General features: G+C 44.0%; 25 protein-coding genes, 1 pseudogene and 3 riboswitches. Of the genes and pseudogenes, 13 read left to right on the forward strand and 13 right to left on the reverse strand.

The annotated features are described in order from the left end of the window. Position 1: 1 nt before the first annotated feature. Positions 2-1,171: an S-methyl-5-thioribose kinase gene (mtnK, locus tag ACYQY7_RS06995; RefSeq protein WP_461201360.1), complete on the reverse strand. Its 1,170-nt coding sequence runs from the start codon at positions 1,169-1,171 to the stop codon at positions 2-4. Between the two features lie 69 nt (positions 1,172-1,240). Further along, positions 1,241-1,340, reverse strand: a riboswitch (SAM riboswitch). 87 nt (positions 1,341-1,427) lie between these two features. Continuing rightward, positions 1,428-2,222 carry a carbon-nitrogen family hydrolase gene (locus ACYQY7_RS07000; RefSeq protein ID WP_461201361.1) on the reverse strand — a complete coding sequence of 265 codons (795 nt, stop codon included), beginning with the start codon at positions 2,220-2,222 and terminating at the stop codon, positions 1,428-1,430. A gap of 100 nt (positions 2,223-2,322) precedes the next feature. Between ACYQY7_RS07000 and ACYQY7_RS07005 the strand changes: the two genes are divergently transcribed. From ACYQY7_RS07005 to ACYQY7_RS07025, 5 genes are all read left to right on the forward strand, one after another. After that, positions 2,323-3,495, forward strand: coding sequence for an aminotransferase class I/II-fold pyridoxal phosphate-dependent enzyme (locus tag ACYQY7_RS07005; RefSeq protein ID WP_461201362.1), 1,173 nt, complete (start codon positions 2,323-2,325; stop codon positions 3,493-3,495). 89 nt (positions 3,496-3,584) lie between these two features. Beyond that, positions 3,585-3,694, forward strand: a riboswitch (SAM riboswitch). Positions 3,695-3,754: 60 nt separating this feature from the next. Then, positions 3,755-4,978, forward strand: a complete 1,224-nt coding sequence (mtnW, locus tag ACYQY7_RS07010) for a 2,3-diketo-5-methylthiopentyl-1-phosphate enolase (protein ID WP_461201363.1) — start codon at positions 3,755-3,757, stop codon at positions 4,976-4,978. Continuing rightward, positions 4,975-5,631 (forward strand): 2-hydroxy-3-keto-5-methylthiopentenyl-1-phosphate phosphatase, encoded by a 657-nt coding sequence (locus ACYQY7_RS07015; protein WP_461201364.1) that lies wholly within the window; start codon positions 4,975-4,977, stop codon positions 5,629-5,631. The genes mtnW and ACYQY7_RS07015 overlap by 4 nt, the downstream gene beginning before the upstream one ends. Next, on the forward strand, positions 5,628-6,236 hold the full coding sequence (locus ACYQY7_RS07020; RefSeq protein ID WP_461201365.1) for a methylthioribulose 1-phosphate dehydratase: 609 nt from the start codon (positions 5,628-5,630) through the stop codon (positions 6,234-6,236). The genes ACYQY7_RS07015 and ACYQY7_RS07020 overlap by 4 nt, the downstream gene beginning before the upstream one ends. Positions 6,237-6,248: 12 nt before the next feature. Further along, positions 6,249-6,785, forward strand: coding sequence for a 1,2-dihydroxy-3-keto-5-methylthiopentene dioxygenase (locus ACYQY7_RS07025; protein ID WP_461201366.1), 537 nt, complete (start codon positions 6,249-6,251; stop codon positions 6,783-6,785). An 8-nt stretch (positions 6,786-6,793) separates the two neighbouring features. Here ACYQY7_RS07025 and ACYQY7_RS07030 read toward each other — a convergent pair whose 3' ends face one another. From ACYQY7_RS07030 to ACYQY7_RS07040, 3 genes are read right to left on the reverse strand one after another with little or no spacing between them, the layout of a single operon-like run. Next, positions 6,794-7,645, reverse strand: a complete 852-nt coding sequence (locus ACYQY7_RS07030; RefSeq protein ID WP_461201367.1) for a DMT family transporter — start codon at positions 7,643-7,645, stop codon at positions 6,794-6,796. A gap of 12 nt (positions 7,646-7,657) precedes the next feature. Then, positions 7,658-8,392 carry a ZIP family metal transporter gene (locus tag ACYQY7_RS07035; protein ID WP_461201368.1) on the reverse strand — a complete coding sequence of 245 codons (735 nt, stop codon included), beginning with the start codon at positions 8,390-8,392 and terminating at the stop codon, positions 7,658-7,660. Positions 8,393-8,403: 11 nt separating this feature from the next. Further along, on the reverse strand, positions 8,404-9,819 hold the full coding sequence (locus ACYQY7_RS07040; RefSeq protein WP_461201369.1) for an ATP-binding protein: 1,416 nt from the start codon (positions 9,817-9,819) through the stop codon (positions 8,404-8,406). A gap of 204 nt (positions 9,820-10,023) precedes the next feature. Here ACYQY7_RS07040 and ACYQY7_RS07045 point away from each other — a divergent pair, with 204 nt between their 5' ends. The 3 genes from ACYQY7_RS07045 to ltrA all read left to right on the forward strand — a co-directional run bounded on the left by ACYQY7_RS07045 (position 10,024) and on the right by ltrA (position 13,031). After that, complete coding sequence (locus tag ACYQY7_RS07045; protein ID WP_461201370.1) at positions 10,024-10,569, forward strand: matrixin family metalloprotease; 546 nt, start codon at positions 10,024-10,026, stop codon at positions 10,567-10,569. An 18-nt stretch (positions 10,570-10,587) separates the two neighbouring features. Then, positions 10,588-11,178: a membrane lipoprotein lipid attachment site-containing protein gene (locus ACYQY7_RS07050; RefSeq protein WP_461201371.1), complete on the forward strand. Its 591-nt coding sequence runs from the start codon at positions 10,588-10,590 to the stop codon at positions 11,176-11,178. A 596-nt stretch (positions 11,179-11,774) separates the two neighbouring features. Next, positions 11,775-13,031, forward strand: a complete 1,257-nt coding sequence (ltrA, locus tag ACYQY7_RS07055; protein ID WP_461201372.1) for a group II intron reverse transcriptase/maturase — start codon at positions 11,775-11,777, stop codon at positions 13,029-13,031. A 71-nt stretch (positions 13,032-13,102) separates the two neighbouring features. Here the strand turns inward: ltrA and ACYQY7_RS07060 are convergent, their stop codons facing one another. Further along, entirely contained in the window at positions 13,103-14,530 is a 1,428-nt protein-coding gene (locus ACYQY7_RS07060; protein WP_461201373.1) for an amino acid permease, read from the reverse strand. Between the two features lie 135 nt (positions 14,531-14,665). Continuing rightward, positions 14,666-14,844, reverse strand: a riboswitch (Lysine riboswitch). A gap of 150 nt (positions 14,845-14,994) precedes the next feature. Between ACYQY7_RS07060 and ACYQY7_RS07065 the strand changes: the two genes are divergently transcribed. Then, the gene (locus tag ACYQY7_RS07065) at positions 14,995-15,147 is read left to right on the forward strand and encodes a hypothetical protein (protein WP_461201374.1); all 153 of its coding nucleotides are present in this window, start codon (positions 14,995-14,997) and stop codon (positions 15,145-15,147) included. 12 nt (positions 15,148-15,159) lie between these two features. On the opposite strand, the gene ACYQY7_RS07070 is transcribed toward ACYQY7_RS07065, so the two are convergent. The 5 genes from ACYQY7_RS07070 to ACYQY7_RS07090 form a co-directional block, all read right to left on the reverse strand. Next, positions 15,160-17,241 (reverse strand): ATP-dependent Clp protease ATP-binding subunit, encoded by a 2,082-nt coding sequence (locus ACYQY7_RS07070; RefSeq protein WP_461201375.1) that lies wholly within the window; start codon positions 17,239-17,241, stop codon positions 15,160-15,162. A gap of 130 nt (positions 17,242-17,371) precedes the next feature. After that, positions 17,372-18,226 (reverse strand): methyl-accepting chemotaxis protein, encoded by an 855-nt coding sequence (locus ACYQY7_RS07075; RefSeq protein ID WP_461201376.1) that lies wholly within the window; start codon positions 18,224-18,226, stop codon positions 17,372-17,374. A 37-nt stretch (positions 18,227-18,263) separates the two neighbouring features. After that, complete coding sequence (locus ACYQY7_RS07080; protein WP_461201377.1) at positions 18,264-19,670, reverse strand: sensor histidine kinase; 1,407 nt, start codon at positions 19,668-19,670, stop codon at positions 18,264-18,266. Continuing rightward, positions 19,657-20,328, reverse strand: a complete 672-nt coding sequence (locus ACYQY7_RS07085; protein ID WP_461201378.1) for a response regulator transcription factor — start codon at positions 20,326-20,328, stop codon at positions 19,657-19,659. Before ACYQY7_RS07085 ends, ACYQY7_RS07080 begins: the two co-directional genes overlap by 14 nt. 2 nt (positions 20,329-20,330) lie before the next feature. Beyond that, the gene (locus tag ACYQY7_RS07090) at positions 20,331-21,305 is read right to left on the reverse strand and encodes a YncE family protein (protein ID WP_461201379.1); all 975 of its coding nucleotides are present in this window, start codon (positions 21,303-21,305) and stop codon (positions 20,331-20,333) included. Between the two features lie 93 nt (positions 21,306-21,398). Between ACYQY7_RS07090 and ACYQY7_RS07095 the strand changes: the two genes are divergently transcribed. The 3 genes from ACYQY7_RS07095 (at position 21,399) to ACYQY7_RS07105 (ending at position 23,332) form a co-directional block, all read left to right on the forward strand. After that, the gene (locus tag ACYQY7_RS07095) at positions 21,399-21,773 is read left to right on the forward strand and encodes a FixH family protein (protein ID WP_461201380.1); all 375 of its coding nucleotides are present in this window, start codon (positions 21,399-21,401) and stop codon (positions 21,771-21,773) included. A gap of 71 nt (positions 21,774-21,844) precedes the next feature. Continuing rightward, the gene (locus ACYQY7_RS07100; protein WP_461201381.1) at positions 21,845-22,840 is read left to right on the forward strand and encodes a YkvI family membrane protein; all 996 of its coding nucleotides are present in this window, start codon (positions 21,845-21,847) and stop codon (positions 22,838-22,840) included. Positions 22,841-22,882: 42 nt separating this feature from the next. Next, the gene (locus ACYQY7_RS07105; protein ID WP_461201382.1) at positions 22,883-23,332 is read left to right on the forward strand and encodes a hypothetical protein; all 450 of its coding nucleotides are present in this window, start codon (positions 22,883-22,885) and stop codon (positions 23,330-23,332) included. 15 nt (positions 23,333-23,347) lie between these two features. Here ACYQY7_RS07105 and ACYQY7_RS07110 read toward each other — a convergent pair whose 3' ends face one another. Then, the gene (locus ACYQY7_RS07110; protein WP_461201383.1) at positions 23,348-24,961 is read right to left on the reverse strand and encodes a methyl-accepting chemotaxis protein; all 1,614 of its coding nucleotides are present in this window, start codon (positions 24,959-24,961) and stop codon (positions 23,348-23,350) included. 105 nt (positions 24,962-25,066) lie between these two features. On the opposite strand from ACYQY7_RS07110, the gene ACYQY7_RS07115 reads away from it, so the two are divergent. Then, positions 25,067-25,180 (forward strand): DUF6254 family protein, encoded by a 114-nt coding sequence (locus tag ACYQY7_RS07115; protein WP_221248102.1) that lies wholly within the window; start codon positions 25,067-25,069, stop codon positions 25,178-25,180. A gap of 45 nt (positions 25,181-25,225) precedes the next feature. Here the strand turns inward: ACYQY7_RS07115 and ACYQY7_RS07120 are convergent. Next, a pseudogene (locus ACYQY7_RS07120) lies at positions 25,226-25,485 on the reverse strand (hypothetical protein); the annotation flags it as partial.

Raw genomic sequence — 25,485 nt, forward strand, 5'->3', positions numbered from 1 at the left:
CCTAGCTGTTGACATGCACCGTTTGTTGTACAAGATGTTTCAAGTCTTTCATCGTCAATGTGTTTCGCTGCACGATGAGCTCACGACCGAGACGAAGGGCATGGCGTTTTGCGTGGAGTCGGTGTTCAAGCGGCAATTCATCAAGATCCGCCACATGCGCCAACCCGATCGTCCGGCGAATGACTTCACAGCCCGCAAAGCCGATCGCCTCAACGAGCGCATCGCTTATGATGTCATCAAGCACGCCACATGTGTGCGCATACGGTTCGTTGCTTTCGCGCCAAAGCTCAGCAAACGTGCGGGTAAACACGTCCCATGTGTTTTCAATATGAGCAAAAAGCGGTTTGCGGTCACGTTCATAACGAGAAAGGGCGTTTAATAGTAAATTAGCAAAAAATTGCCCTAAATCGAAGCCGATCGGACCGTAAAACGCAAATTCCGGATCGATCACTTTCGTTTCCTCGTCGCTTGCGAAAATGCTTCCCGTATGTAAATCGCCATGAAGCAACACATCTGCCTTTGTTAAAAAAAGCCGTTTTAATTTCGCTGTTTCGCGTTTTAATACGTCATCCTGCCAAAGTTGTTCGACATCCGCACGAAGCTCTGTTTCAAAGTTGTTCGTGTCGTGGTCAAAAAACGGATCAGTAAAGACGAGATCTTCTGTAATTTTACATAGCTCTGGATTTGTAAACTGTTGTACGAGCTTCTTTTTTTGTTGTTGATTCATGCCAAAGTCCGACGTGTAAAACGCCGTTTTGGCGACAAATTCGCCAATATGTTCCGATAAACGCGGGAACGTTTTTCCCTCGATCAGCCCGCGGCGTGCAATTTGTAAATGCGATAAATCTTCCATCACCGTAATAGCTAATGTCTCATCGGAATAGTACACTTTCGGAACATAGTGAGGGACGTAGCTCGCGAACGTGCGCAACGCTTGGCTTTCAATTGTTGCCCGTTTTAATGTCAGCGGCCAGCTTTCGCCAACGACTTTTGCATACGGCAACGCTTGTTTAATGATGATGCTGTCGTTTGTTCGTTCGTTGACGATGCGAAAGACGAGATTTAAGTTCCCATCACCAATTTCTTCGCTAGAAAGAAGCGCATCTTCCCCAAATAGCCCTAAACGAACAGCAAGAGCAATCGCTTTTTGTTCTGTCAATGGTTCGTACATACACATGCCTCCTCCCAAAATAAAAAACCTCTTTCGCTGAACGAAAGAGGTTTGAAGTTTGCTTCGCACCTCTTATCTCTCAGCCTACTGCTGCAAGAATTAGCACCGTGCGTCATCGCCGGTTGCCGGGCTTCATCGGGCTCGTCCCTCCACCTGCTCTTGATAAGAGTGTTTATCGTTATTTGAATGTTCTAAACAGTGAAAACGTTTCGTGAATTCGCTTGATTCGAATCATACATCGCTTTATGCTCGTTTGTCAATCCTTTTTTTCAAAAATTTTATACACATCTGGGCGACGATCGGAAAAAATCGGGATGTGCCCGCGCGCATGTTGCACTTCGTTTATGTCAATATTCGCCGCAATGATCCCTTTTTGTTCGTCCCCTTCAACAAGCACGTTTCCCCACGGATCAATGATCAGCGAATGTCCAGCAAACACGTTGTTCGGGTCTTTTCCCGAGCGGTTGCAAGCGACGACGTAACATTGATTTTCGATCGCCCGCGCCGTTAATAGCGTACGCCAATGATGAAGGCGAGAAAGCGGCCATTCCGCAACGACAAATAATACTTCTGCACCATGCAGCGCATGCGCGCGAATCCATTCTGGAAAACGAATGTCGTAACAAATGACGCCGGCGCACGTCGTTTCATCGAGCGAAAATAGCCCCATCGTTTCTCCAGCTTGCAAATACAAATGCTCATCCATCAATTGGAACAAATGAAGTTTACTATATTCGCCAACGACGTCGCCGTTTCGGTTGACGACATACATCGTATTTGTCATTCGTTCGTTCGTTTTTTTCGCGACCGATCCGCCGACGATATGTACATCGTACGTGCGGGCAAGTTCGGAAAGAAACGCTTTTGTTTCTTCCCCGTTTTCATCGGCAATACGAGCAAGCCTCGTTAAATCATAGCCTGTCGTCCATAGTTCAGGCAAAACGACGACGTCAACGTCACGAGCGATTTGTTCGATGTAGCGCAAGGCGGTTTGTTTATTTTTTTCGGGTGTTCCAAACGCAATGTCCATTTGTATGCAAGCGATGTTCATATCATTCACCTCAACAAAAAATTTTCTTTACATTTTGATTTTTACGATATATGATACTTGACTAGAATTTCAACCTTTTTGTGAAGTAGGTGTGAAAAAAATGAATATATTTCCACAATCAAACGTGTTACAACAACTACCGAAGCAATTTTTCGCCTCGCTCGTGCAAAACGTACAGGCGGTCATCGCTGAAGGGCGCGATGTCATTAATCTCGGACAAGGAAATCCCGATCAGCCGACGCCTGCACATATTGTGCGCGCGATGCAACAGGCGGTGGCAAAGCCGATGTATCATAAATATTCGCCGTTTCGCGGCTATTCGTTTTTAAAAGAGGCGGTCGCTACGTTTTACGAACGCGAATACGGGGTGACGATTGATCCAGAAAAAGAAGTCGCCATTTTATTTGGCGGAAAAGCAGGGCTTGTCGAAATGCCGCTTTGTTTATTAAACCCGGGCGATGTCGTACTCGTTCCCGATCCCGGTTATCCAGACTATTGGTCGGGGGTCGTGCTTGCGCGGGCGCGCATGGAAATGATGCCGTTGCGGGCGGAAAACAGCTTTTTGCCAAACTACGATGAGCTAAACAAAGACGTCGTTCGCGAAGCAAAACTCATGTTTTTAAACTATCCGAACAATCCGACAGGCGCGACAGCAACGCAATCGTTTTTTCAAGAAACCGTTTCATTTGCTGAAAAACATCATATCGCTGTCGTGCACGATTTTGCATACGGGGCGATTGGCTTTGATGGGAAAAAGCCGGTCAGCTTTTTACAAGTCGAAGGGGCAAAAGACGTCGGCATTGAAATTTATACGTTTTCGAAAACGTACAATATGGCAGGGTGGCGCATCGGCTTTGCGGTCGGCAACGAAAGCATGATTGAAGCGATCAACGTGCTCCAAGACCATTTGTACGTCAGCATGTTCGGTGCTATTCAAGAAGCGGCAGCAGTCGCGCTACTCGAGTCGCAACAGTGTGTCGCTGAGCTTGTTGCCACATATGAAGCAAGGCGAAATACGTTTATTCATGCTTTACGTGACATCGGCTGGGACGTCCAAGCGCCATCAGGTTCGTTTTTCGCTTGGCTGCCGGTGCCAAACGGCTATACGTCAGAAACGTTTGCCGACCTGTTGCTCAAAAAAGCGCACGTTGCGGTCGCCCCAGGGATCGGGTTTGGTGAACATGGGGAAGGCTACGTGCGCACAGGGTTACTGACAAGCGAAGAAAGGCTAAAAGAAGCGGTCGAACGAATCGGGAGGCTACAACTTTTTTAAAAAATGATTGACAAAATGAGAGACTGCTGTCATAATTCGAATTAAATTTATGAAAAACGAACCATTCAAAAAATTTCATACATTGCGAATTCTTATCAAGAGTAGGCGGAGGGACGAGCCCGATGAAGCCCGGCAACCGACTTAAACAGCTGTTTAAGCACGGTGCTAATTCTCGCAGCAGTAGGCTGAGAGATAAGAAGAGACGAACAATTAAGCCTCTTCTTATGAAGAGGTTTTTTATTTGTAAAGGGGTGGGCATATGATTACGGCAACATATTTGATTCATGACGACAAAGATTTAGCTAAAAAAGCAGAAGGCATTGCGCTTGGACTGACTGTCGGGTCGTGGACCGATTTGCCGCAACTGGAACAGGAACAGTTAAAAAAACATAAAGGAATCGTTCAGTCGATTGAGGAGCTAGAGGAAGACGAGCGCGTCAATACGTTTTTTGGAAAGAAACTAAAACGTGCGCTCGTGCGCATTTCATATCCGAGCGTCAATTTTAGCGCTGATTTTCCAGCCATTTTAACAACGACGTTTGGCAAATTGTCGCTGGATGGAACGATTAAACTTGTTGACTTAACATTTTCGGACGAACTGAAGCGCGCGTTTCCCGGTCCGCGCTTTGGCATTGACGGCATTCGCGAAAAACTTGGCGTCTTTCAACGTCCGCTCGTCATGAGCATTTTTAAAGCGGTCATCGGGCGCGATTTACGATACGTCACCGAACAATTGAAGCTGCAAGCGCTCGGCGGCGTCGATCTTGTCAAAGACGATGAAATTTTATTTGACAACGACTTGACGCCGTTTGACAAGCGTATCGTGGCAGGAAAAGAAGCGTTACAAGACGTGTACGAACAAACAGGGCATCGGACGTTATATGCGGTGAACTTAACCGGAAAAACGTTTCAGTTAAAAGAAAAAGCGAAAAAAGCAGCGGAGCTTGGTGCGGACGTATTATTGTTTAACGTGTTTACATATGGGCTTGATGTGTTGCAAGCGCTTCGTGAAGATGATGACATTCGTTTGCCGATTATGGCGCATCCGTCATTTAGCGGAGCGATCGCCTCCTCACACGTATATGGCGTGAGCTACGCTTTGCTTCTTGGCAAATTGTTGCGCATGGCAGGGGCGGACTTTTCACTCTTCCCGTCACCGTACGGAAGCGTCGCCCTTGAAAAAGAACAAACGCTTGCGATTCGCGATGAATTAACGAAAGAAGAGCCGTTTTTGCGCGCGTTCCCTGTCCCATCGGCTGGCATTCATCCGGGACTTGTGCCGCTTCTCGTGCGCGACTTTGGCATCGACTCCGTCATTAACGCAGGCGGCGGGGTACACGGGCATCCAAGCGGAGCGGTCGGCGGCGGGCAAGCGTTTTGCGCCGCAGTCGAAGCGGTGCTTGCAGGGCGTTCGCTCCATGACGCAGCAAAAGAAAACGAACCGTTGCAACAAGCGCTTGATTTATGGGGGAGCGCATCATGAAGCCAGTCATTTTTTGCGACTTTGACGGAACGATTACGTTAAACGATAACATTATTGCGATTATGAAACAGTTCGCCCCATCGGAGTGGGAAGCGATCAAAGACGATGTACTTGCGCAAAGATGTTCCGTACAACAAGGCGTCGGGCGCATGTTTTCGCTGTTGCCGACGACGCTGAAAGAAGATATCGTGCAATTTTTGCTTGACACCGCCCGCATTCGCGACGGATTTTCCGAGTTTGTCGCGTTTACGAATGAGCGGCAAATTCCGCTTTATATCGTGAGTGGCGGCATCGACTTTTTCGTGTATCCGCTTCTTCATGGACTCGTTGAAAAAGAGCGGATTTTTTGTAATAGCGCCGATTTTAGCGGGGAAACGATCCGCATTACGTGGCCGTATGCGTGCGATGAACATTGTCAAAACGGCTGCGGCTGTTGCAAGCCGTCGCTTCTTCGTAAACTAGCGCCAAAAGGGGCAAAAACGATCGTCATCGGCGACTCGATTACCGACTTGGCGGCGGCTAAACTAGCTGATTACGTCATTGCGCGCGACTTTTTGCTTGAAAAATGCCGTGAGCTTCACTTGCCGCATACGCCGTTTACGACGTTTTATGATGTCATTGACGTGTTAAAAGAAAGCGAGGCGATCGCGTGAGACAACAAAAATGGGCAGAGCTTGCCGAAGTGAAACGAGAGCTGGCGGCGCGCGATTGGTTTATGGGGACAAGCGGCAACTTGTCGATCAAAGTGAGCGATGAACCGCTTACGTTTCTTGTCACCGCAAGCGGAAAAGATAAACGAAAAGAAACGGCGGAAGATTTTTTACTTGTCGGAGCAGACGGACAGCCAGCGGAGGCGACGCATTTAAAACCGTCGGCGGAAACGTTACTTCACGTTGAAATTTACAATAAAACGAACGCCGGTTGTGTGCTTCATGTCCACACCGTCGACAACAATATCATTTCCGAATGGTACGGAGACGAAGGGGAAGTCGTTTTTACAAATCAAGAAATGATTAAAGCGTTCGGATTATGGGAAGAAAATGCGGCGTTTCGCATGCCGATTATTCCGAATTTCGCCCATATTCCGACGTTAGCAAAAGCGTTCGCCGACCATGTTCATGAAGATCGAGGGGGGGTGCTTATTCGCAATCATGGCATTACCGTTTGGGGAAAAGATGCGTTCGAAGCGAAAAAGTGTTTAGAAGCTTGCGAGTTTTTATGTCAGTATCACGTCAAATTATTACTTTTAAAACGATAAGGGTGAGTACGTATGGCAGTCATTAAAGTGCGCAACACAGGCGAAGTGATTGAAGGAAAGGAAAACGTCGCAGCGTTTTTAAATAAGCAAGGAGTGCTATATGAACATTGGGATGCAAGGAAACTTCCCGCTCATCTTCAAAACAAATTCGTATTAACAGACGAAGAAAAAGCGGACATTTTAGCAACGTTTCAATCCGAAATTGAAGATTTAGCGAAGCGAAGAGGCTATCAAGCGTGGGACGTTGTCGCTCTCTGTGAACAAACACCAAATTTAGAAGAACTGTTGAAAAAATTTGAACAAGTGCATACGCATACAGAGGACGAAGTACGGGCAATTGTTGCCGGTCATGGCATTTTTGTTATTAAGGGTGATGAACAAACAGGCTACTTTGACGTTGAACTTGAAGCAGGGGATGTCATTTCTGTTCCAGAAGGAAACCCGCATTTCTTTACATTAATGGATGACCGCCAAGTCGTTGCTGTTCGGTTGTTTATTGATCCGTCTGGTTGGGTGGCACATCCATACGAAGAAAAAGAAGGGGAATAACGCCCCTTCTATTTTTTTGTGAACAAAATGACGCCTGTAATCGTAATCAATGAACCGATCCATTGTGGTGTGGTTAACATTTCGTCAAGTAATATGTATGCAAACAGCGCAGTAAAAAGCGGATTGAAGTTTAAAAACATCCCAGCGGTTGTAGCACCGACTTGCTTCACGCCGACGTTCCAAAGAAACATCGCAAGCACCGTCGCCCCAACGCTCGTATATAAAAGCGCCAATACAAATGAGAAGTTGACGTCATGAACGGAAAAAGAAGAAAGAAACGGCAACAATCCGATGACGCCAAACACACCGGACCAAAACGTCGCCGCAAGCGGAGAATACGACTTCATAACTGCTTTTGCGCAAGCAGAATACACGCCCCAAATGATGACGGCAGCAACCATCCATATATCCCCGACGTTTACGTCCGATAGACGATGAAGTTGTCCGTGCGTCATCACGATCAGCACGCCAATGAGAGAGACGACCATCGCCAGCCATTGCTGAATCGTGAGTTTATCGCGGTAGACGGCGTATGCCACAAGCGCAATCGCGATCGGATTTAATGTCGAAATTAACCCAACATGATCAGCAGATGTATAGCGCAACGCTTGAAACATAAACATGTTAAATAAGACGACGCCTGAAAGCCCCATCGCTATAAGCGGTACGATACTTTGCTTTTGTAAACGAACGGATCGTTCTTTTTTCAACACGATCGGAAATAAAAAAAGGACGGCGATCGTCCAACGAATAAACGTTAGCGAAAGCGGGGAGGCGTGCGCAACAAGCAGTTTGCTTGCGACAAAGTTGCCTCCCCATAAGGCGCTTGTCAATAAAAGAAGTATATAATATTTCGACATGTTCATCATCCTTTAAAACGTTTCAATTAAAAACACCATCACTAACAGCCCGACAATAAAGGCATACGTTGACGATTTTTCATTTCCATCCCCATGGCTTTCAGGGATTAACTCTTTATAAATAATAAATAGCATCGCCCCAGCCGCAAACGCTAATCCGTAAGGGACGAGCGCATCGACGACAGACGTTAAATAAAAGCCGATGACAGAGGCGACAAGTTCAATGAGCCCCGTTCCCGTTGCCATGAAAAATGCTTTTCCTTTTGAAATATGTTGATTAAACAAAAAAAGCGCAACGAGCAATCCTTCAGGCGCGTTTTGGAAGCCGATCGCAAGCGCAATTAAATCGCCAATGTGCGTTTGTTCGCCGGAAGCGTAGCTCACGCCGACAGATAGTCCTTCTGGAATGTTGTGGAGCGTAATCGCCGCAAGCACAAGCAACGCTTTTTGGTCCATCTTCATGCCGCTTTTTGTATGGGTTAAATCGATGTGCGGCACGATATTTTCAAGAAACGTTAACGTAAATACCCCAATGCATAATCCGATCGCGAGGGCAAAAAACGTGCCAGAAGAAAGAGCCTCTGGAATTAACCCGAGCATCGATGCGGCCATCATAATGCCAGCTGTAAAAGCAAGCAACATATCGCGCCATTTGTGCGTTAATGAGCGCGACAAAAATAAAATCGGAATCGCGCCAGCCCCTGTTGCTAGCGCGGATAATGTGCTTCCGATCAGCATGTCAAACATCATTCCACCTCCTATTTTAAAGGAAGACGAACGGTAATCGTCGTTCCTTTCTTTTCTATACTATGAATGTCGATCGTCCCTTCGTGCATATCGACGATGCGTTTACATATGACGAGTCCAAGCCCTGTTCCTGTTTGTTTCGATGTGACAAACGGCTGAAAAAGTTTGTTTTTCACATGTTTTGGCATGCCGCAACCTGTATCAGCGACGTGCAACACCGCCCAATCGTTTTGTTTCGTAAGAGAAATTGTCAGTTGTCCGCCATTTGGCATTGCTTCGATTGCGTTTTTTGCTAAATTTAATACGACTTGTTTTACATGGTCTTTTGAACAGCGAATCGGAAGCGGCACATCGGCACGATGAAACGTATACGTGATGTTATGGAAATGCGCTTGCGACTCAATCATCGGATGAATGCTTTGTACGATGCAATTGAGATCGCACGTTTCAAGTTTTTGCGCCGTTGGCTTGCCGAGAATTAAAAATTCATTCACGATGTCGTTAATGCGTGCAATTTCGTTTTGAATGACGGAAAAATAAAGTTGTGATTCGTTATCTTTATGTTTTTCACTTAATAGTTGAATAAACCCCTTAATGCCAGCGAGCGGATTGCGAATTTCATGCGCGGTACTTGCGGCGAGCGTACCGACTAATTCAAGCTTTTGTGCTTCCGTTTCCATGCGCTCGATCATCGTTTGTCGCTTAAGCAGCCAATATTGAATGAACAACCAAATGATATGAATGAAAACGATGAGCGACAAAATATATGGAAGAGCCGTTTGCATCTTTTGTTTTATACTTACGCTTGGCACGTTCGCCTCAATCATCCACGGTGCGTGATTTAAATGCACGATCACCGTCTGGTTTGACGAACGAAGTTGATTTGTTGTGAGAAGGACGGTGCCATTCTCATCGTATAAGCGAAATGACGTATTTGGATCAATAATTTTTATCCGATGTTTTATATAATTTGTCCGTAACTCTGCTACTAAAAAGCCAGCTGTTTCATTTGTTTTTTCATATATAATTGGTGTGACAATCGTCGCTGTATGCTGGCTGTCGATGATCGTTTGTTTTGTCGCCTTCGCTAACTGCATTGCCTCATTTGTACTTTCAGAAAAAAACGAAATGCGTTCAAAGCGAACGTCTTGCTTTTGCAGCTGTTGCAACAAATTATTAATTTCTTCTTTTTCTAGCTTTGTCACATGTTTGCTGATCACGAGCGCCAATGTTTCAAGCCGGGCCGTCGTTTCCGCAAGAAAGCGATCTAAATCGTTTTTATGTATATTCGCAAACATGCGCGTTTCTTCGACGAGTTGTTGCTGATGTTGTTCATCTTGCCAAAGCACAATCCATGCGCTCCCTACAAGGCACGGCACAATGACAAGCAAGATGTACAGCCATCGTTTCATTTTCTCTCTCCCCATATATGCTCCCTCAACAAAACAAAATTCAAGGAATATTATAACATAAACATGTGAAAAAGACTGAGAAAATGATAACCGTATTAAATAGAGTATGTTTATTGACAAGTACAGAAATATATTTTGGTTAAAAAGCAATTTGCAAAAAAAAAATGATACAATAAACTAGGCTTTAAAAAAGTAAAAGATTTCTAGGAGGAAGCGGATGTGAGAAGATTGACTTTTTTCGTTATTATCATGTTATACTTGATTCCTAGTAGCAGTGTTCGTGCTTATGAGCTATTTGGTGGCAAATATAGGAATCCAAACTCGCTAAAATATTGGATCGATTCGTCGGTTATTAATGCTGGTTATGAAGCGAGAGCGGTTTATGGTTCAGAAGCGTTTAATAGTTCTTCTCTTATTGGTACGACTAGAACGTACGATGCCTCCCAAGCTAACTATAAATGGTGGGCTAGTACGAAGGATATGGGTTCCGTTGTCGCTGATTGTATTAACTATCATGTGAACTGGTTGGGACAAGTGACTGCTTGTTGGGATTGTACATACGATAAGTCGCAGTTGAGAATGTATTTACCGGGTTTTCAAAAGTTATCTTGGGTTCAAACGAGAGAAACGACAGCTCATGAGATAGGGCATGCTTTAGGATTAGATCATGAAGATGATGTTCGTGCTATCATGCTTTCGAAAGGTTTTCTAAATGATGAGTATCCGCAAAGTGATGATTGGAATGGAATAAATGCTATCTATTAGTGGAAAGGAAGTAGCCTGATGAAAAAGATTATTTTTCTTTTTTTTACCATTTTATTTTTGTCTGCCTGTAACAATACACAATCTGAACTAAGCAATGTGAATACAAAATATGTTCATAGTGAGTCGAAAATTATAGACGAATACAATTATTTAGAAGAAATGGAGAATGATAGTGAAGTTATTTTGATAGGTACGAAAAAAAATGGAGAGAGTTATTTCGATAAAGATGGCGATATGGTGACGGGTTTTTACACGATAAGTGATGTTGAGATCAAAAAAGTGTTTAAAAATGAAAAGGGATACGCGTTAAATAAGGGTAATATCATAAAAGTTATGGAGAACGGAGCGTTTGATAAAAAGGCTAATACAATGTACGGTTCGGCAGGGTACCAGTTGATGAAAGATAATAAAAGCTATCTGTTGTTTTTAAGAAAAAGTACGACACATGATGAGTATACGATTAAAGGTGTTTATTATGGAAAAGTGCCATTAGAGAGTAATGAAATCGAATACGACGGTCATTTGAACGGTAGTAAGCAAGCAAGTAATAAACAAATTGAAAAACTAAATCGAATATTTGAAGAGGCAAGAAAAAAATATAAAGAATAAAGATGGTGAGACCATGAACCCCCGCCAAATGGGCGGGGGTTTTGTTAGTGCGCTCGGCATGGGTGCAATCTCTAGGGTGAAAGTCCCGAACTGCGAAGGCAGAAGTAGCAGTTAGCTTAACGCAAGGGTGTCCGTGGCGACGCGGAATCTGAAGGAAGCGAGCGGCAAACTTCCGGTCTGAGGAACACGAACTTCATATAAGGCTAGGTATCATTGGATGAGTTTGCTAAACAAAACAAAGTCCTTTCTGCCGAAGGTGATACAGAGTAAATGAAGCAGATAGATGGAAGGAAAGATTGCACTCTTACCCGAGGAGGTCTGATGGATACGTGAAGTACCCTTCACAACCTACTTAGCGATAAGTAGCTGAACCATCAGAAGTCAGCAGAGGTCATAGTACGAATCGGTCTAGAACGATTCGGAAGGACTGAACAATCAAGAGAAAATAGCCCTTGGCATTCAGTTCGTCATGATGAACACAGAAAACATTGTACCTCCCAAGAGAAAGGAAACGGTGAATCCCGTGGGGGATCTTTTGGAGGGTGGAGTGACGACTGGCATAAGAAGATCAGCTATTTACGGAAGGAAGAGGAACGATGCTTTTGAATCAAATCTTGTCACGGGAGAATATGCTCCTCGCATTGAAACGAGTAGAACAAAATAAGGGAAGCCACGGAGTAGATCAGATGCCCGTACAAAACCTACGAGCGCATATCGTTGAAAACTGGCAGTCCATCAAGGAGGCGATTCTCAAAGGTACCTATGAACCGATGCCTGTCCGAAGAGTCGAAATCCCGAAGCCTGACGGCGGTGTTCGGCTACTAGGTATCCCAACCGTGACAGACCGTTTGATTCAACAGGCGATTGCCCAAGTATTGTCGAAGATATATGACCCGATGTTTTCCGAACATAGCTATGGCTTTCGCCCAAATCGAAGTGCCCATGATGCAGTGAGGAAAGCACAAGGATATATCAGAGAAGGATACCGATGGGTTGTAGACATCGATTTGGAAAAGTTCTTTGATCAGGTCAACCACGACAGACTTATGAGCACATTGGCGAAAAGAATCCACGATAAACCGTTATTGAAGCTAATCCGCAAATACCTACAGTCGGGTGTCATGATTCATGGAGTGGTTTCAAGTACAGAGAAAGGAACGCCACAAGGTGGTCCATTAAGTCCGCTCCTTTCCAACATCGTCCTTGATGAGCTGGATAAAGAATTAGAGAAAAGAGGACATAAATTCGTTCGTTACGCAGACGACTGTAACATTTACGTAAAATCAAAAAGGGCAGGGGAACGAACAATGGCAAGCGTTCAACGATTCATCGAACGTAAACTTCGCCTAAAAGTGAATGAGAAAAAGTCGGCAGTAGACCGTCCTTGGAAACGAAAGTTTCTGGGATTCAGTTTTATCGATGCCGAAGAGCCCAAGATTCGAGTGGCAGAGGAAAGTCTCAAACGAATGAAGAAGAAAGTACGAGAAATCACCTCGAGAAAGATGCCATATTCCATGGAATACCGAATTCAGAAACTGAATCAGTATGTATTCGGATGGTGTGGGTACTTTGCGCTGGCAGATACGAAATCAATCTTTCGGAAAATGGACGGGTGGATTCGTCGAAGACTTCGTATGTGCTTATGGAAAAATTGGAAAACACCAAAAACGAGGATACGAAACTTGATCAAATTGGGAGTTCCTTCGTGGAAAGCCTATGAATGGGGAAATAGTCGGAAGGGGTACTGGCGTATTTCAAATAGCCCCATCTTACACAAAACCCTTGGAAACTCCTACTGGAATGACCAAGGGCTCAAAAGTCTACAAGAACGTTACGAATTCTTGCGTCATTGATCTTGATTGAACCGCCGTATACGGAACCGTACGTACGGTGGTGTGAGAGGACGGAGGTTAATCACCTCCTCCTACTCGATTGCTGATTGTTTTTGTTTGTTCGGTTGTTCGTTATGTTGCTTCACAAGAAGTGGGTAAAAAAGCAAGCTGCTGGCAAGCAAGGCGACGCCGAGTAAAAATGTTTTCATATCGGCCGTTCCGGCTTTCACAAGCCAAATGGAATAAACAGTCGCAAGAAGAGCGATGATGCCATCTGTCATTCGTTGTTTCGTCGTTTTATACGTTTCACCCGTCCAAACGAGCTTGAATTGGAAGACGGAGGCGATGAAATACGGAACGAGATACGATAATGTCGCAATATAAATGACGAAATCAAATGCCGCTGCCATCGAGTTTGAAATCGTTGAAAAAATAAATAGTTGCGCAATGATGTTTGAGACGGTTAAAGAAAAGTTCGGTATTCCTTTTTTGTTTTCACGTAAAAAGGCGCGAATAAACAATTGTTGTTTTGCGGCTTGATACGGCACTTCAGCACTTAAAAACACCCAGCCGAGCGTCGAGCCGATTAAACTAATTAAACCGAGTCCGGCAAGCAGTTGCGATCCGATAGGACCTAATACAGTACCGATTGCATCGACGAGTGGTTTTTCAGATTGAATAAGCGCTTCTTGTTTTAACAGTCCCATGACGAGGATGCTAATGCCGATGTAAATCGCTAAGGCAATAAATAAACCGACAATCGTTGCGCGTTTCACATCGCTTTGTTTGCGTGCCCGTGAAGCGAAGACGATCGCCGATTCAATGCCGATAAACGCCCAAAGCGTGCTTAATGCGACGTTGTTGATTTGTGAAAGAAGTCCGAGCGTATGACCTGCTTCATCGTAACGCGGAGAAACAAACGGTTGGATATAGCTTTTTTCAAAGGCGAACAGCCCGATAACAATGAATAAGAAAAAGCCGAGCACTTTCGTTGCGGTGGCAACAAAATTTAATTTTCCAGCGTTTTCTGCTCCTTGTAAAATAATTGTATGCATCATCCATAAAAGCGCCGTACAAACGAGAAACGTCAGCAAATTGCCGAGCTTTAACGTAAATGAACCGGCGGAAAAGACGACATGCCCGCTCGTTAAAATAGGGAAAAACGTTGATAAATAACTAGCAAACGTCGTAATGATGGCGACGTTTCCAGCGACATTGCCGATCCAATATCCCCAAGATGACATAAAACCGGATAAGATCGACGCATTTGAACCTTTCGGAAACAGCTCTTTCGCATAAATTTGCGGTCCGCCGTTTAATTCTGGTTTACGAATGGCTAAGTTGCCAAAAATAATGGCAATCATGAGCACACCAGCCCCCGTCAACAGCCAGCCAAGCAACACGCCAGCAGGGCTTGCCGCCTCCGCAAGCGAACGAGGAAGCATAAAAATACCAGATCCGACCATATTGCCGACAACGAGCGCTGTCAATACCCAAAAGCCGAGTGTTTGTTGTTTCATGTTATTCATCCTTTCGTTCATAAAATATACGGTGCGTACGGTAGAGCGCTGTTGTCGTTGGAAGCGGGCGTGATAAATAAAAAAGTGCACCCTAAGTTTTCAACGGGTGCACCATGACACATCCGCATCAAACTTAAGATCGATAGCTCTCCACCGCATGCGCGATGACAGTCCTGCACCTATTCGGCAACAGGCCCAGCTTATAGCGCCAGAGCACGCTACAAACTTCGGCGGCAAATCCTTTCATCTCACTTCAGCGACGTCTCTGCGTCTCCATGAAATTACTATTATTTGCCGCGACCTCTATCTCATCTTAGTTGACGAGAAAGATTTCGTATGCAATTGACGTTACTATCGTACAAAAATCTTTTCCTTTCGTCAATGAAAAATTTTTTGCACATATGTACAAGAAAGATAAGTTTAAACAAATTGTTGAGCATTTCCAACAAAAAGGGGGACTGGCGTTGCTCCCACCGGAGACGATTATTCGGCTGACGATCACGACAATTGCCGGTTTTTTATTAACGCGCTTTATCGTCATGCCTGATTATCCGTGGGATGATGAACAAGAGATGGAGCGGACGATTCAGTTTTTGATGAATGGACTTAAAGCCTAATCCATTTGCGGATTAGGCTTTTTCAGCATGAACGACGATGCGATCGTCTTTTACATCGATGTGGATCGTGCGCACATCTTGTTCATCAAGCAACACGTCGGCAATTTCATCTTCGACATGTTCTTGCATGACGCGGCGGAGTGGACGAGCGCCAAACGTTGGATGATAGCCGAGCTCAGCTAGTTTTTCTTTCGCTTTGTCGCTAATGGTCATCGTCACATGTTGTTCCGAAAGCGTGTGTTGCAACTCCGCAAGCATTAAGTCAACAATTTGTAACATATGCGCCTTTTCAAGCGGTTTAAATTCGATGATCGCGTCGAGACGGTTTAAAAATTCTGGTTTGAAGTATAGGCTGAGACGTTGGAGCAAGTCGCCTTCGATGTTTGTGCCAGCATTCGATGTCATAATGATGACTGTATCTTTAAAGCTGACGGTACGGCCTTGGCTATCCGTTAAACGACCGTCTTCTAAAATTTGCAAGAACATATGTTGCACATCTGGATGCGCTTTTTCCATTTCATCAAGCAAAATGATGCTGTAAGGGTTGCGGCGCACTTTTTCTGTTAATTGGCCAGCTTCTTCATGACCAACGTAGCCAGGAGGTGCACCAATGAGTTTGGCAACCGCATGTTTTTCCATATATTCGCTCATATCTAAGCGAATCATCGCGTCTTTTGAGCCGAATAATTGTTCCGCGAGCGTCTTTGACAATTCTGTTTTACCGACGCCAGTCGGACCGACGAATAAAAACGAGCCGATCGGACGGTTTTTCGCTTTTAAGCCTGCACGGCTGCGACGAATCGCTTTTGCGATTTTTCTCACCGCTTCTTCTTGACCGATCACTTTTTTCGCTAAGTTTTCTTCTAAATGTTTCATTTTTGCTTGTTCATCGGATTGTAATTTTCCAACTGGAATGCCTGTTTTTTCTTCAATGATTTGTTGAATGTGAATGACATCGACGACAGGTTGTTCTGGTTGTCCGTTTTGTTGTAATTGTTTTTCAAGCTGCAATTCTTCTGTGCGCAATTTCGCCGCAAGTTCGTAGTTTTCTTCTTGCGCGGCTTTTTCTTTTTCTTTTCTTATTTGTTCGAGACGTTGTTCGATGGCTTCTTTATTTGTTGGCGTTGTTTGTAAGCTCACTTTCGAACCAGCTTCGTCTAACAAGTCAATCGCTTTGTCAGGAAGGAAACGGTCTTGAATGTAGCGATGTGACAACGTGACGCAGGCGTGAATCGCTTCATCTGTATATTTTACTTGATGGAATTGTTCATATTTTGGCTGAATGCCTTTTAAAATGTTGATCGCTTGTTCGATTGTTGGTTCGTGGACGATGACAGGCTGGAAGCGACGTTCAAGCGCAGCGTCTTTTTCAATTTTGCGATATTCTTTTAACGTTGTTGCGCCGATGATTTGTAATTCACCGCGGGCAAGCGTCGGTTTTAAAATGTTGCTTGCATCCATTGAACCTTCTGCCGAACCAGCACCGACAAGTAAATGAATTTCGTCAATGAACAAAATGACGTTTTTCCGTTGTTGCAATTCGGCAATAAGTTGTTTCATTCGCTCTTCAAATTGACCGCGAATGCCTGTGTTTGCAACTAACGAAGCGACGTCAAGCACGTACACTTCTTTGTTTAATAGTTTGGCAGGCACGGCTCCTTCGACAATTTTGAGCGCCAACCCTTCGACGATCGCCGTTTTCCCAACGCCCGGCTCACCGATTAACACCGGATTGTTTTTATTGCGACGATTTAAAATTTCGATGACGCGTTCAATTTCTTTTTCTCGTCCGATGACAGGATCGATCAATCCTGCTTTCGCTAATTGCGTTAAGTTGCGACCGAATTGGTCAAGCAATCCGTTTCGTTTCGGTTGTTGTTCTTGTTGTTGGGCGTGGAAACTTTCAGCAAGCGGTGCGAAGAAGTCGGAGAACAATTGATCAAAACGATCAAAGTGGAATCCTGCTGGAACTTTTAATTGTTGTTTTTGTTTTTCATAGCACGCCTCGCAAAGGTGTAATTGTTGTTTTTCGTTGTTGACTTGCACATGTAAAAAGATGTTTGCTTGTTTTTGTTTACATACTTGGCACATCATAGGCACCAACCTCCTTTTTTGATCTTGACTATATTTGACCTTTCTGACTTTATTATAATTTGACCTTTTTTGACTTTCAAGACCTTTTTTAAAAATTTTTTAGGACAAAAAAAACTGCCGCAATGGGCAGTTATAAAAGTTTCGTCAATTTATCTGTAATTTTCACCATATGTTGTTGTACTTGATGAAGTTCGTCGATCGCTTCGGCGCTATTGTTTATTTTTTCAGCGACTTCTTCGAGCATATGAACCATCTCCAACACCGAGCCTGTAATATGATTAAGCTGTTCTGAAATGTCTTCGGCGGAATGTTTGCTTTTTTCCGCCATTTTGCGCACTTCTTCTGCGACGATCGCAAAGCCGCGACCGTGTTCGCCAGCGCGGGCTGCTTCGATGGCAGCGTTTAATCCGAGCAAATTTGATTGCATCGCGATGTCTTTTACGAACGAAATGACGCCTTGAATTTCCTCTGTGCTTTTGCTTACTTTTTCCGCTTTTTCACTCAACTGTTTGACGTGATTGTTGATTAAGCGGGCCGTTTGTTGAATATCGCTCGTGCTCGCGTTCATTTCTTCAAGTAAACTTGCAAACTCTTCATTTAACGTTTGGTGACGGTCGGTGACATCGGTGGCGAGTTTAAAGATCGCTTGCACTTGTCCTTGTTCATCTAATACCGGAGCGTAAAGCGCCTCGAGCCATATATGTTTGCCGTCGCGTGTGACGCGTTGCACCGTTCCGTAAAACGGCTGTTTGTTTTTTAGGCGATCCCAAAATTGTGTATACTCGTAGCTGTTTGTGTATTCTGGAAGACAAAATTGACGGTGGGATAAACCGAGCAATTGTTGCTCCGTGTAGCCCATCGCTTGAAGAAACGCATCGTTTGCCCATAATACGGTTGTATCTGGACGAAATAAAATGACCGCAAATGAGCGACACATTGATTCAAATAGACGCTCTAAATCGATCGGGATGGAACTCACTTTCATTTTTGTGCCTCCTTTAACTTATCATGTATACATTGTACTATGATTCATCGTATAACGGCAATTCGACGTACACGGTCGTTCCTTTTCCTTGTTCGCTTTCAAAACGGATGGAGCCACCGTGTAGCTTGACAATTTGTTTGACGATCGCAATACCGAGCCCTGTGCCGCCATGTTCGCGCGAGCGGGAGCGGTCCGTTCGGAAAAAGCGCTCGCCTAATCGTTCCATATCTTCTTTTGCCATTCCTTGTCCCGAATCTGCAATAACGAGTTCACACATCGGATGTTTGTTTGTCGCACGCAACGAAATCGTGCCCCCAGAAGGAGTGTAGCGCAACGCATTATCAAGTAAATTTTGCAACACTTGTTCGATGCGGTCGGGATCGCCGTCGACGATTAAGTCATGGTCGAGGTCGAACAAAAAGTGAATGTGCTTTTCTTGTATGATCGGTTCGTATTTTTCCATCGTTTCTTCGATTAATTGGGCGATCGAAAAAGGGGTGCGCACGAGCGGATACGTGCCTTCAAGCTGCGCCAAATCGAGCAAATCGCGCACAAGACGTTGCATGCGGCTTGCTTCGCGGTGAATGAGCTTCATATATTTTTTTTGTTGTTCTTCATCTCTCACGACGCCGTCTAATAGCGCCTCGCTATATCCTTTCACATAGCTTAGCGGCGTGCGCAATTCATGGGAAACGTTTGCTAAAAATTCTTTTTTTCGTTCATCTTCTTTCGCGAGCGCATGCGCCATTTGATTGAACGCCTTCGCTAATTGTCCGATTTCATCTTCCGTTTCGACATTCACGTGGACGGAAAAATCGCCTTGCGAGACGCGGTAAGCCGCCTGTTGCATATGTTGTAACGGTTTTGTCAAATGCATCGCAATTTTTCGACCGACAAACACTGTAATAAATAAAAAAAGCATGCCGCCGATCATGACGAACGTTTGAATGCGTTCGAGCACATCTTCAATAGATGCGAGCGGAACGTACAAATATAAAATGCCCATGAGGCGATGTTCATCGAGTAGCGGAATAATGACGCCGACGATTTGGCGATCAAACGTTTGCTCGTATCCTTTTTTCGTTACCGTTTTTCCTGCAAGCAATTGTTGTCGTTCCGCCTCGCTAATAATGGAATGATGATCGACTTCAAACGGTAAGCAGGCGCTTAATTCACGCGGATTGTTCACAAGTACAATTTCCGTATCAGATATGTCATTCATGAGAGAGACAATGTGACGAAACGAGTCGGTCATCGCGCCGCCTTCATATTTGGCAGCGATATTCATTCCTTCTTGCAACAAACGTTGTTCGACGTTTGCAATATAAATGTTTTCATATATATAGACGACAACGATATATAAAAGAAACACCGCAAGCACTAAAAAAGCGCTGATCGTTAGCCATAGTTTTTGTTGTAGTGAAAGGGAATTAAATCGTTTCATCAAATTTATATCCCACTCCCCATACCGTTTGGATGAGTTGTCCTGCTTCGCCTAATTTAATGCGCAACGTTTTAATATGCGTATCAACGGTGCGCGTGCTGCCGACGTAATGAATGCCCCAGACGCGATCTAACAACTGTTCGCGCGTAAATACTTGCCCGCGATGTTTTAAAAACAACATAAGCAGTTCAAATTCTTTTAACGTTAACACAACCGGCTTTCCATTCACTGTCACTTTTCGTGCTTTTTCATCAACGACAATTGGACCTGCTTCATATTGCGGAGGTGCATCTGTTCCTTTCGTTCGTCGAAGTACAGCATGCACACGTGCGACAACTTCATTCGGGCTAAACGGTTTTACGATATAGTCGTCCGCACCAATTTTTAATCCGTAGACGCGATCCCACTCATCGCTTCGTGCTGTTAAAAAAATGATCGGCACTTGCGACCGTTCGCGTACGTGCATGCAAAAGCGGTAACCGTCAAGTTTTGGCATCATAATATCTAGTAAAATTAAATCGACATGTCTTCGGCTAAACTCGGCAAGTCCTGCCTCGCCATCGTCTGCCTCAATGCACGTAAATCCTTCTGGTTCTAAATAAAGGCGGAGCAATTCCCGCATATCTTTTTCATCGTCAATAATTAAAATGGTTGCCATGTTTATTCCTCCTTCGCATCGCGGAAAAAGATGTAAAACGGTCCATGTCCGACAGAAACCGTTTTTGTTTGTTTTAACGTTTTTTCATCGACAAAAATAAGTTCATTGCTGTCGTAGCTTGCGATGACGAGCTCCTTTTTCGCTTTTACCATCGCGAACGGATTTGCGCCAATATCAAGTGAGCGCATCAAATGTTTCGTTTTCGGATTAAATGCATATAGCATGTTCGAGCCGTGGCAAAGCACGTATATGGTGTCGTTCGTCTGTACAAATTGAATCGGCATTGTTTCTGCCTTCACACGTGTGAGCAAACGGCCGTCCACAAGTGAATGAACATATGCTTCTTGTTGAATATTCGCTCCGCTCCCATGTCCGCCAACCCATAGTTCATCGGTTTCAGGCACGACTAAGCCATTGACGGCAAAATCGAGCGTATCGACCGTTCGTTTCACCCGTTTTGTCGCTTTGTCAATGAATGAAATGGTGCCATCCTTAAAATGAATGACAATCCATTGATGATGTTTTTTATCTTCCATGATCGAAAAAGGGGAGGGGGGAGTAGCAATCGTATGTTTTACTTTTCCATCGAACGTCATGATCGACACCGTTCCTTTTTTTTCATTGACAACGAGCAATTCATGTGTAGTGACAAGCACGTCGGTCACGCCTTTATGTACATTCCATCGTTTCTTTTCTGTTCCGGTCGATAATGAATACGCGATCATTTCGTCCATATCTTGTCCGAATAACATCACTGTATCACGATCAGGAAGTAAGACTGCTTTTGTTATCGGTTTGTTTATCTCCCATGTTGCAATAAGCTTTTTCGTGTTATAATCAATAAATGACAAGCTTTGTTCTTTTATATTGACGACGCTAACGACCGATTGATCTCGTGGAATCGGAGTGTACGTTTGAGGGGTGCAGCTTGTCAACAAAACGACGATCATAAGCCAAAAAAAGAAACGAACTCGCATCGCACGTATCCTCCATCAAGTATGTTTATAACTATTGTATCAAATATTTGTGATTATTTTGTGAAACTATTGCAACGTGGAAGGGGGATTTAAATGAAAAAATGGTTATTGTTGTTTGCCTTCGCTTTGCTCGTTGTCGCTAGTTGTGCGAACAAATCTGAAGAAGAAGAGCTGGCGTATTTAGATGTTAAAATGGCGATCGAAGAAAAGCTTCCTGTTAATCAAGAAGTTGAGCTTGCTTGTTTTGCGACATATGGTGATGAAAAAGTGACCGATGCCTCGGAAGTGAAGTTTGAAGTGTGGAAACATGGTGAAGAAGATCGACAAATGATTGAAGGGAAACACGTCGGTGACGGAAAATATGTCGCACGATATACGTTTCCAACGAAAGGGACGTATTCGGTTGTCGCACATGTAACAGCAAAAAATATGCACAATATGCCAAAAGTCGATATAGTTGTAGAATAAGAAAAACGGCGGAAAATATTCGCCGTTTTTTTTCATATATATAGAAAAAATGGACGAGTGGGGGAGAGCGTATGTGGGTGAGAGCCATTCAAATTGCGTTTGTATATGTCGGCACAGTCGTTGGTGCGGGATTCGCGACAGGAAAAGAAATTGTGCAATTTTTTACGCAGTACGGGGCGATTGGGATGGTGATGATTGCAGTTAGTGGAGGGCTATTTATTTTTTTTGGGACGCGTTTAATGCTTATGGCAAATCGGCTTCATGCGCGCTCATATGAGCAGTTAAATGCGTATTTGTTCGGAAAAGCAAGTGTTGTTGTGAATATGTTTATGTTTGTTGTGTTATTTAGTGTCACATCAGTCATGTTGTCAGGAGCAGGGGCGGTGTTTGAAGAACAGCTGCGTATGCCGGCACATGTTGGGCTTTTGTTCACCATGGTATTGACGTTCGTAACGATGTTATTTGGCTTAAACGGCATTTTAAGCGTCAATATGGTCGTTGTGCCGCTGATGATTATATTTAGCTTGTCTATTGCGATGATGAACGGAGGAGACATCGTCTGGACGAAACCGCCGCTGGCTGCTTTTTTTTCTCCGTTTGCATATGTAGCGTTTAATTTAGCGATGGCACAAGCCGTTCTCGTTCCACTTGCGACAGAAGTGAAAGATGAACGAACGATTCGCCTTGGAGGGTGGCTTGGTGGCATATTGCTTATGGGCATTTTATTCAGCAGTCATTTGGTACTTTCTTTGCTTCCTAACTTGCAATCTTACAGCATTCCAATGGCGGAAGTGGTGAGACATTCCCTTGCGTCGTTTTACGGGTTATATGTTGTGATCATTTACGGTGAAATTTTCACATCATTTATTGCAGGCGTGTTCGGACTGCATCGAAAATTAGCACTTTTTTTTCGGACACCGATTTTTGTCCTTATTGCGCTTTTGACGGCGATGTATACGTTTAGTTTAGTCGGGTATAACGCCTTACTTAGCGTATTGTATCCTTTATTTGGATATATGAGCATCATATTTATTTTCTTACTTTTCTATCGAAAAATGCCTAGCTAGAAAAAAAGAAGTGTAGTACATTGAATGTAAGGAGGTGAAATGATGCGTCAAACGGTCATCGCTATTGTAGCTTTACTGATTGTATTTACGCTTGAAACGTTTCATGTCATTCGATGGTATGATACAAGTGTATGGTCTCTCTTTGTTTTTTCTTTTGGACTTATTGTTCATATATATGTGTTTAAACGCGGTGTACGTGAGCATGACGCGTTTCTTTTATTGCCAGCAGCCATCGCGTTATGGACGGGGGTTTTTGCATTGTTTTTGCTGAATGAAGGAACGATGTACGTATTGGCGTTTACGATCGGTTTATTCGAATGGTGGCTGTTTAGTGGTGAACAATGGTTAAAAACGCCGCTTTTCTTTTGTTTCGGATGTAGTGTTGCGACTAGTTTAGAAACAGGGAATACGTTTTTACTTCTTTTTATTTTAACAATTGGCATCGGAGCATATGCATACCACACAAAAAACGAGCGAGCCAATGCACATTAGGCTCGCTTTTCTCTCTTATTTAATTCCAAAACGATGCAAAATTTGTTTCAGTTGCTGTACTTCTTCAGCTAGTATCGCTGCTTCTTTGGCGAGTTGATGGACGCTTGTTGCTTGTTGTTCAAGACCGCTTGCAGTTTCGTGCACAACTTTTGTAAAGTCGTTGGCGATTGTGTAAATGTCTGCAACGGCTTCATATAGTTCATTTCCTTCTTTTGTCGCTTGTTGCATAAGCGTTCGATTGCGCTGAATTAAAGCGTTTAGTTCATGCGACATCGTTTGGAAATGGGCAATACTTTCGGTCATTTTTGTTAAGGAAGCGGTCGTTTCGTCAATCGTATTCGCTTGTTTCGTGACCGCATTTGCGACGGTTGATAGTTGGCGATGGGTATTCGCAAGCGATGATAAAATTTCATGCGCAAACGCATTCGTATGTTCCGCAAGTTTGCGCACTTCGCTTGCGACGACCGCAAATCCTTTTCCCGCATCTCCCGCTCGGGCAGCTTCGATGGAGGCGTTCAACGCTAACATGTTCGTCTGTTCCGCAATGGCGGTAATAGCGGATACTTTTTGCATTAACGTATCTGCTTCTTTCGCTACTGTTTGAATGCCATGTGCAGTGTCGTTCATTTGTTGTTTTGCTTCTTTCATTCGTTTTTCGATCACTTGCATATCGTCGTATCCTGTTTTGGCGGAATCAAATGTCGTTTGTGCTCGTTCGACGACTTGTTCGATGTCTGTTTGGACGGTGCGCATATATTGTAACATCGTTTGAATGCGCTCTTTCGCTTCATTTACAAACGCGGTTTGTTTTTGCGCCCCTTCACGAAACGTTTCCATCGTCGCGGATACTTCATCGAACGCTTCTGCGATGCGTTTCGCTTCTTCTTTTTGTTCGTGGCTCACATGTTCAACGGAATATGTCGCTTTGGCAATTTGTTGCAAAATCATGCGCAAACCGAGAATAACTTTATTAATCTCATAGCCAATTTGATGAAAAGCGTTGCGCTTTCCGACCGTTTTCACCTCTGTATGAAGCTGTCCAGATGAAACGGCACGAGTGACATGATACCATGCGCGGAGACGATTCATTATGATGCGATAAAATGAAAAAGAAACGAGAAAGCCGACTACACATGTGCCGACAACAAGGATGATCGTTTGTTTCAGCGACAAATGCATGAAAAAAGCAAGAATAAAAAGAGAGATAACTGGCAATAAAACGATCGCACCAAGCCACATTTCCATATACGGTTGATGAATAAGCCGCCCCATGCGTAAATTAAAGCGCTTTCCATTTTGTTCAAAAAGCGGACAAGAAGCGTCAATGAGCACTTCGCCTGTATTTCGTTTATACAGTTGTAACAGAGGAGTAGTCGTTTCAGCTGATTTTTTTCCTACTTCATCATCAAATACCATGCCTTCACGCAATCGATTCGTATGCACAAGACCATGCCCGTGTTCATCGACGATGACGAAATATTCATCGCGATCGAGTCGACGGTCTAATATAGTACGTAACGAATCGAGCTGTTGAACGAGCGATTGGTCAGATCGGATAGCTTGTCTTACTTCTTGAGCTACCCGTTGTACTTTTTGTAACGCTTTTTTTGCTTGTTTCGATTGTAGCAATATCCTTCCCCCCTTTTTTCTTATTTTAAATATACACAATTTTCAAACAATAAAAAAGTCATAAAAAAGGAAAAGGAACAAATGATAAAAAGGGAGGTGAAAGGAATGACCCAATCGAAAAGACAAAAAGAGCGACAGTGGACGGTTCGCAAGCAAGCACAAAACGAACCGCATGGAAAAGTGAAGTCATTTGAACAACTATTGAAAGAAGAAAAATAAATGGAAAAGGCTGTCCCAAAGAAGTTTGTGACAGCCTTCTCATCGTTATCTCGCTTTTAACGCACGAATTTCGTTTTCGTGTACAAGTGACCGAACAGCAAGTGATTGAATGGCAAGCTCTTGTTGCGCTTGTTTACGGATGACATCATCTAGTTTTTGGGACATTTCAGCGAGGTTTTGCTTGATCGTTGGAATTTCATTGACTGCTTCTAGTATTTCGAATACAGCTTGTTTAATGAGAGGAATATCAGCGATGTCATCTTTTGTGGCCATGCGTTGTTCGATACTTGCGATGTCATCTTTTG

Source organism: Anoxybacillus sp. TBDG-1, from assembly GCF_054815885.1.